A 7,529-nucleotide genomic window follows, 5' to 3' on the forward strand; every position below is an offset into this window, starting at 1 on the left:
TTTAAGGTAATGTCTTTTCTTTCAGAATTACAAAGAAAACGCACAGATTACAACTATGCGTCGCAAGCAAGGACACAAGCGCAGTCCTTGAACCTCCTCTCATCTGGTATTTATACAGAAGAGGAAAGATTCGTTTATGAATTGCTTCAAAATGCAATAGATGCTTTTGTGGATGTCGAAGGAGAGTCTCTTAAAATTAGAGTTGAAATCCGAGACAATTACTTGCTGTTCATGCATAATGGAGCTGCCTTCACAGAAGCAGACATAGAAGGGCTATCTGACGTAGGAAATGGCAGTAAAGCAGCCAACGTAAAGAAGGTTGGATATAAAGGGATTGGCTTCAAGTCTGTCTTTATGAAGTCAACGCAGGTTTTTGTAAAGAGTGGTCCCTTTTGTTTTAAGTTCGATAAGGAGGATAGCATAGATTATATGCCATCCGATATGCCAGATGGAAAACTTTCTCCTGAAGATATTCCCTGGCAAATCATTCCTATAGAAGCGATAGTTCCTTTTGAAGTGGAGGACGAAGCATTTAATGTTATTACCTATATTCGATTAACAGATACGGCTTCCTTGGTCCCCAAAGTGGATGAACTCCTTAAAGGACTCAATTTTTTGCTTTTTCTTAATGCTCAAGACGTTTCCATTGCGTTCTACAACAGTGATACTCTCGTAAGAAAGGTAGCTCGAAAAGAAAATAATGGAGAAATTTCTCTTCTAATTGACGATAAGGTAGTCAGCAGATGGTTGATTAAATCAAGTACAATTTCTGTCACTAAGGAAGTTAAGCAATATATCGCTCAAAACCCGGCTTCAGTTCCTCAAAAACTAAAGGACGCCAGTGAAATAGAGGTTTCTTTTGCTATATCTGTAAATGATAAAGGAGAGCTGCATAAGGTTGAAAATGCAGTAGCCTATACATTTTTACCTACTTCTTATGGCAATCTTGGTGCCCCCTTTCTCATTAACGCCAACTTTATCACAGATGCAGGAAGACAACAACTTCAGCAAGACTCAGAATGGAATAAGCTGATTTTCAAAGAAGCCCCAACTTTATATCTCAAATGGATAGCGGAACTTTCACATACTTATAAGACATATCACAGAGTCCTTCCATCCAAAGTCGCAAAAGTCAGTGACGAGCTTACCAAAACATTTCAAAATGCATTGCTACAAGCAATAGAGGATATAGCATTCTTACCAGCCGCTAAATCAGACTCACTCTTGAAAGCATCTGAGGCTTGGATCGATAGTGTTGGAATTTCAGAGGTAATAGGTGTTGACAAGTTCATTAACCATATCGAAACTTCTGAGCAAAAGATTTTTGCAAATTATGGACAGATTGCTGATGCGGGCATTAGCATTCTGAAGTCCTATGGTGTCTTTGTTTTCAGTGAGGACCTATTGCCTAACCTATTTGAAAATCAATATGTTTTTTCTAGTCTTTCAGTGGAACAAGACCTCAAACTCATCAACTTTTTACATGAGTTTTGCAATCGAGTAAACAACAGCGAGATTCTCTCCATCTTGAGCAACACACCATTTATCTTAGACGAGAATGGGAACGCAAGCAAACCTTCCCAAATGTTCTTCCCTTCCGATTATAAATCAGAGAACGAGCTAGCAGAGGAAGTAATCATGATGGCTCAAACAATTTATGATTACTATAAAAAGCAGAGCGAGAGCATCGAATGGTTTCAAAAGTTAGGAGTTCAAGAGCTAGATGAAAGTAGCTATGTGGAAGATCTGTTCAAGCACCCAAATGTTGTAACAGAGGAAAACGCGGTTATATATGGTCGATTCCTGTTCAAATGCTATCAGAAAGGAAACCACTTTGAGAGCATCAGCCGCTCTAATCTAACAAATTTCCCTATTCTGACAAAAGAAGGAAGACTTAAGGCTGTATCTAACCTTTTCTTCGGAGCTAAATTCAAGCCTTTTATCAACATAGAAAACCATATCGAGGAGGACATTTTTGTTTCTGAGGAATACTTAGAAGCAAAAGACACAATCAGTGATTGGAAAGCGTTTTTCAAAACGCTAGGTGTAGCAGAAGAAATCTCGCCTTGCGTAAAAAGTCTTTCTGTAGCAGAAGCGACAGATACCAAACGCTTTGACCGAGAGTTTTTTGAAAACATCATCAATGTTTCCAGAAGACAGTATTGGACAAGCTTTATTGGCAATAACTATTACTTTTCTCCTTCCCAAATAACATATAGTTCTTACTCATTTTTAGAACAAGCTGATAAATACGCTTTTTCAAAGATTGTTTTCGCATATATTATCAGCGAGTATTCACCATCTTCAATAAATGCTTGTGTAAACGATCTAAGTGGTGTTTCTGGTACATGGAAGCGCACAATTATAGGAAACTTGCTTATTAAGCAGGGAGGGGAGATAAACTACTTCGAATGGTTGGTCCGCAACTGCAGTGTTATTCCTACCCAGCTCCAAACCTGTGAGAAGGCTACATCTGTGTTTAGCAACTCCATTCCTAAGATTAAGGAAATAGCAGGCCACTATCTACCGGTTATTAATCTTGACTTCTCAGTCAGCGAGGAATGGGTGAGCTATTTGAACTTGAAGGATAAATTGGAGCTACAGGATTTCCTTTTTATCTTAGAGGAAATAGCCAAAGACAAGGACACGGACAACAAGGAGAGAGTTGTATCGATTTACACCGAAATCATTGATCGTGGATGGCAAAGCTCCTCAAAAATCAAAGAATGGGGGGCAGAACATAAAATACTTTCCTCGAAAGATGGTGAATATTCCTATCCTTCAGTTCTCTCATATGTTACCATCGATGGATTCAACTCAGATAGCAAAGTCTATGTTGGCAAAGTTTCTGAGTCAAACAAAGATGCTATGGCCGAGTTGCTAAAGAATCTGGGAGTTCAAGTGATTGATAAAGTTTCACCAGAATATGAGGGAAAGGTGGAAAGCCGAGAATTAAAATCTCTACTCGAAGGTAAGGTGCAATATATAGCCCTATTAAAAAATTCTTTAGCAAAGTCATCCTCGTATGATGCTTGCAAAGAGTCTGTTACGACTAGAATTAAGAATAGTATTTTTTATCACTGTGATAGAATTCAACTATCCTACGGAGATAGGGAAGACACAGTAGAGCGTACCACATTCGCTGAAGACAACACATTCTATTATATAGGGAGTTTGAAGCCCAGCAAAATAGAACCTCTCCTCACACCTCTATGCAAGTACTTAGGTATTCGAGGTTACGACAAGGAACTATTTGTTCTTTTGATTACCAACAAATACGATGATATAGTTGAGTACCTTCAAGATAAAGGGCTTACTACCGATTGGCTTATTGCTCCTAGCATTGATACCACAACTACAAACGATATCTTCATGGGGCATAGTGACGAGGTTTTGTCTAAACAGAGAATGTACGAAGCCCAGCTTGAGGCTCAGCGGAAACTAATGGAAATTCGCCATGATTGGACCTTCCCCAAAGGATATGGAGAATGCAACAATGAGGGGAACCCTTATTGCTATTCTACAATATGCATCACTGATGAAACAGGTGAAAACCGTAACATCGTTCTCAAAAGCTATAAAGATCGCACAGCGACCTTTAAGATTAACCCTGAGGAGTGGGATGCAGTAGTTCGGGATGACGCCAAGCTTTTGGTGTATACTAGAGTTAATGGCATGTTGGATATCGTTGAAATTCCTCAGGGTGATTTGATCATGAACCAATCCAAGATTTCTATCACTTTCAGCTCTGAGAATTTGAATGAAGAAGAATTTACGGATAGAGTTTCAACTTTCGCAGAAACACTTCATTACTTCAAAGATCTACATTTTGACTTTGATAAATTCCATATTGCGACAAACGCCACAAGTGTTCGTGACATTTATGCTAAGCAGCAAGGTTCTCAAGTTCAAACAAGTGATGACGACCTTTAACTATGAAGCTTAAGAGAGAAGATTATATAGCATTTCTTTCATCTGAGTATGATACTCAGATGAAAGAATATGGTCGTTTGATAGGAACTAAAGCTACAGTTCTTAAAGAACGTGGAGAAGTTTTTGTAGGTAAATTTATTAGATTTAGAGGAGACTTTGCCATTTTCAAAGTGCGTATTTCAGACAATTTGCCACGTAAAAATTCTTTCTGGACTGCATCATGCTTTATAGGAGAAATGGCTAGTTATAAGAATTGGGGAGACTTGTCTTGGGCTGTTCTTCGGGAACAATATCAAAGCAATTACTCTGATGTGCATTGCGCTTGGATTTCAAAATCGGAAAATCCAGATTTTTGTTTGATAGGAGTAAAGAATACGACCATTGATTTTGCAGACTTACTGGAATCCCAACATCCTATTATTGCATTTGGTCCTAATGACCCTCCATTGAAATACATCCTTAATTTGAAAGACATAGTCCAAAACTCTGAATGTGACACAATAAATGAAATTTTGGATTATACAGAGGGGGAAAGTGTATGGAATCCTCAAAGGGTTACTGCGACAGAAGACTTGAACATTCAGATTCTGAGAAGTTTGGAATCTCATAATCATGTTGCTATTCAAGGTCCTCCTGGAACGGGGAAAACATATAGAATGGCAAAGTTGATAGCACAACTTTTGTCTAAAGGAAAAAGTGTTTTGGTAACAGCCCTCACAAATGAAGCTTTAAAAGTAGTTGCTTCTAAAGAAGATTTAGAGCCGTATCTCAGAAATGGTAGAATCTCGAAGACAAGCTTGACTATAGATGAAAGGCACGAACTACCCAATTTAATGCCTAATGAAGGAAATGTTTGCAATGCTGCGTCAGGCCATCTTTCTCTTGCTACGTTTTATATTTCAAGTGGCTGGGCAAAAGACGTGCAAGAAATGATTCCTTTTGACTATGTCATCATGGACGAAGCCAGTCAGGCACTGCTACCAATGATTGCTGCATCTAAGAAGTTGGGAAGAAAAGTGGTATGGATAGGAGACCAAAATCAACTTGCTCCTATTATAAAAACCAATGAAGACAAAATAAACACGCAGGGGTGGAACCCTATCGTGAAGGGTTTTGACACTCTTTGCAATAATATCGTTATGCCTACATTTATGTTGAGTGATACATTTCGTTTGACAAAACGTGGAGCAGATTTCACTGGTATATTCTACAACAATGAGCTAAATTCTGTTGCAAAGATTGATGAAGTGAAGACCTCATTGCATGAGTTGAATAAACAGGGTGGACCGTCTTCCCTATTTTTAGAACTTGAGGTTGGTAATAAGAAGCCTAATAACGCATTAAACGCAATCTATGATTTGACAGAACGAATCTTTACAGAATGTTCGGATGCCACAATAGCAATTCTTTCTAAGTTTAAAGAAACAGTCAAGGAACTGCAAAAGACATTCATGACGAAGTTGCAAAGTGAGGAAATTCCTGATAATCTTAAAATAGAAACAGTAGATAGAATTCAGGGATTAACAGTCGATTATACCATTTTTCTCATCCCCAATGCTTCTGTGAGTTATTCTCTTGAGAGTGAACTTTTCAATGTCGCAACCTCTCGTGCAAGCCGTTGTACAATTATTGTAGCAGATAGGATGATTCTTAAAAGCATCATGTCAGATGAAGTTAGACGTTTCTTTCTGAAAATCGACGAAAACAAAGTTGCAACATTCAAGCCTTCCACGACTCAGACCATAACTGCTGGTGATTTGAAGGTGACCGTTCTCGGAAAAATTTCTCTTCCGGAAAAACCTTTGAAAGAAATAGTTGAATATAAAGAGAATATCTTTATAATTGACACCAATGTTTTTGTGAAATGTCCAACGATTATCTCAAAAGTAGGAAAATACAAAGTCGTAATACCGACTACAGTATTGGAGGAACTCGATCGCTTAAAATTGAAACAAAGTATAGACAAGAAAGCACTAAGCGATGCAGTAAAAAATATCAACAAAGCCTTTCTTAATAACTATTCCAGCATGGAAGAAGGGGATTCCTCATTACTTCCAAAAGGATTTGATGCACAAAAGGCCGATTGTCTTATTCTTTCTGTTGCATTGAAATATAAAGCAGAAGATAAGAATCCCATATTGCTAACATCAGACAACCTCTTGCAATCGAAGGCACTTGGTCTAGGTATAAAAACAATATCATTGCAAGATTTTCTTTCGGAAAGAAGGTAATACAACATAAATCCACTATGACCTTACAAGTATTCTTTATTTGAAATTACCATCGTCATAGTGGATTATGCAATCCCGCGTTGAAAACATGCAGGAGATGGCATACGAATACACATATCAACTGCAAGTACTGGTCGATGGTATTCTTAGAACCACACAATGTAATATCCTTTTCCTTTGTAAACTTTTCGGGTGTAATAAAGGGTGTAAATCACGTAACTCGTTGATTTACACCCTTGTTTGCGGAGAGAGAGGAAAATGAATATTCCTTGTATCTCCTTGTATCATAGTTCTTTATAAACTTTCTTTTTTTTCTGTGTAGCCAGATTGTAGCCACAACAGAGTATTTTGAGAGTACACGTGGATACTGCTGCTTGAAACACGCTCTTGTGTTTCTTGGGTTCAAAAGTACTAAAAAAATGAACTTCCTCCAAATATTTGAGAGAAAATGTTTTAGAGATTCTTTGGCTACAATTTTCAGTGCAAGGTGCAAGCCTATATATATAGATAGGTCTTGCACCTTGCACTGATGGTCCCTATCTTATATTTATACCGTTGATTATCAATATGTAAAATGGTATTATACCACCAGAAAATGGTATTTTAATATTCTATCTAAAGCCTGTTTCATTAGGAACTTTGCAGCCATAATAATTACAATTATATATATATTATGGCTAATAAAAACAAATTAAAACCCAAAGGGCATCTTTTTATTAGTAGCCCTACACTTGAGGGTTTAGCTCTTTTATGTGAAAATGCAAAAGAAGCAGCTCATATAAGTGGCATCGAGTATTCAAATTTCCTTAAAGCTTGTAAGATGGAAAAGGATATAAGATTTAGCACATATCGAAAGTGTGCAGCAGGCTTGGGGAAGGAAGTTCTGGTTATCCATCTTCCTTTGGGAACCATAGAGTCAATGATTGAGCCTAAGACTCATGTGAACGGTTTTTATGAAACTATTGAGCAAGATAAATTGATTAAGGTGCTGATGGCGGTTATGCCGAGTGACGGAATTAAAATTTTTGGCGTAATGGACATTTGGTAGGCTGAAACCTCACGAAACGCTTTTATTTACTACCTTTGCAGCATTTGAAAACCTATGAATAAAAAAACTGTATATTCTGCAACAGCTCAAATGTTAAAAAGAATGGTCATCGACGTAATGTTCAGATGTATCTTTGCAGGGATTGTGGTAGGCAATTCCAAGGTGGATTACGTATAAATAATGTGTCTCTCTGGAATGACTATCTTGCTGCAAATAGAACAATCTCAGACCTATCCATTCTTTATAAATGCTCAGAACGAACCATACGACGTAGGTTAAGTTTAGTGGTGGATAGTTTTACTGCTACTTACCCCAAA

The 7,529-nt window shown here is 37.7% G+C and carries 2 protein-coding genes and 3 pseudogenes; all 5 read left to right on the forward strand.

Going from position 1 to position 7,529, the window contains the following annotated elements:
- Positions 1–9: 9 nt before the first annotated feature.
- Positions 10–3,933 (forward strand): sacsin N-terminal ATP-binding-like domain-containing protein, encoded by a 3,924-nt coding sequence (locus HMPREF9144_RS10775; protein ID WP_112317133.1) that lies wholly within the window; start codon positions 10–12, stop codon positions 3,931–3,933.
- A 2-nt stretch (positions 3,934–3,935) separates the two neighbouring features.
- On the forward strand, positions 3,936–6,164 hold the full coding sequence (locus HMPREF9144_RS10780; RefSeq protein WP_006046102.1) for a PIN domain-containing protein: 2,229 nt from the start codon (positions 3,936–3,938) through the stop codon (positions 6,162–6,164).
- A gap of 673 nt (positions 6,165–6,837) precedes the next feature.
- Positions 6,838–7,203: pseudogene (locus HMPREF9144_RS10785) on the forward strand (hypothetical protein); the annotation flags it as partial.
- A gap of 80 nt (positions 7,204–7,283) precedes the next feature.
- A pseudogene (locus tag HMPREF9144_RS14105) lies at positions 7,284–7,331 on the forward strand (hypothetical protein); the annotation flags it as partial.
- A 6-nt stretch (positions 7,332–7,337) separates the two neighbouring features.
- A pseudogene (locus tag HMPREF9144_RS13865) lies at positions 7,338–7,529 on the forward strand (IS256 family transposase, variant Zn-binding type); the annotation flags it as partial.

This window comes from Prevotella pallens ATCC 700821 (genome assembly GCF_000220255.1).
Lineage (GTDB): Bacteria > Bacteroidota > Bacteroidia > Bacteroidales > Bacteroidaceae > Prevotella > Prevotella pallens.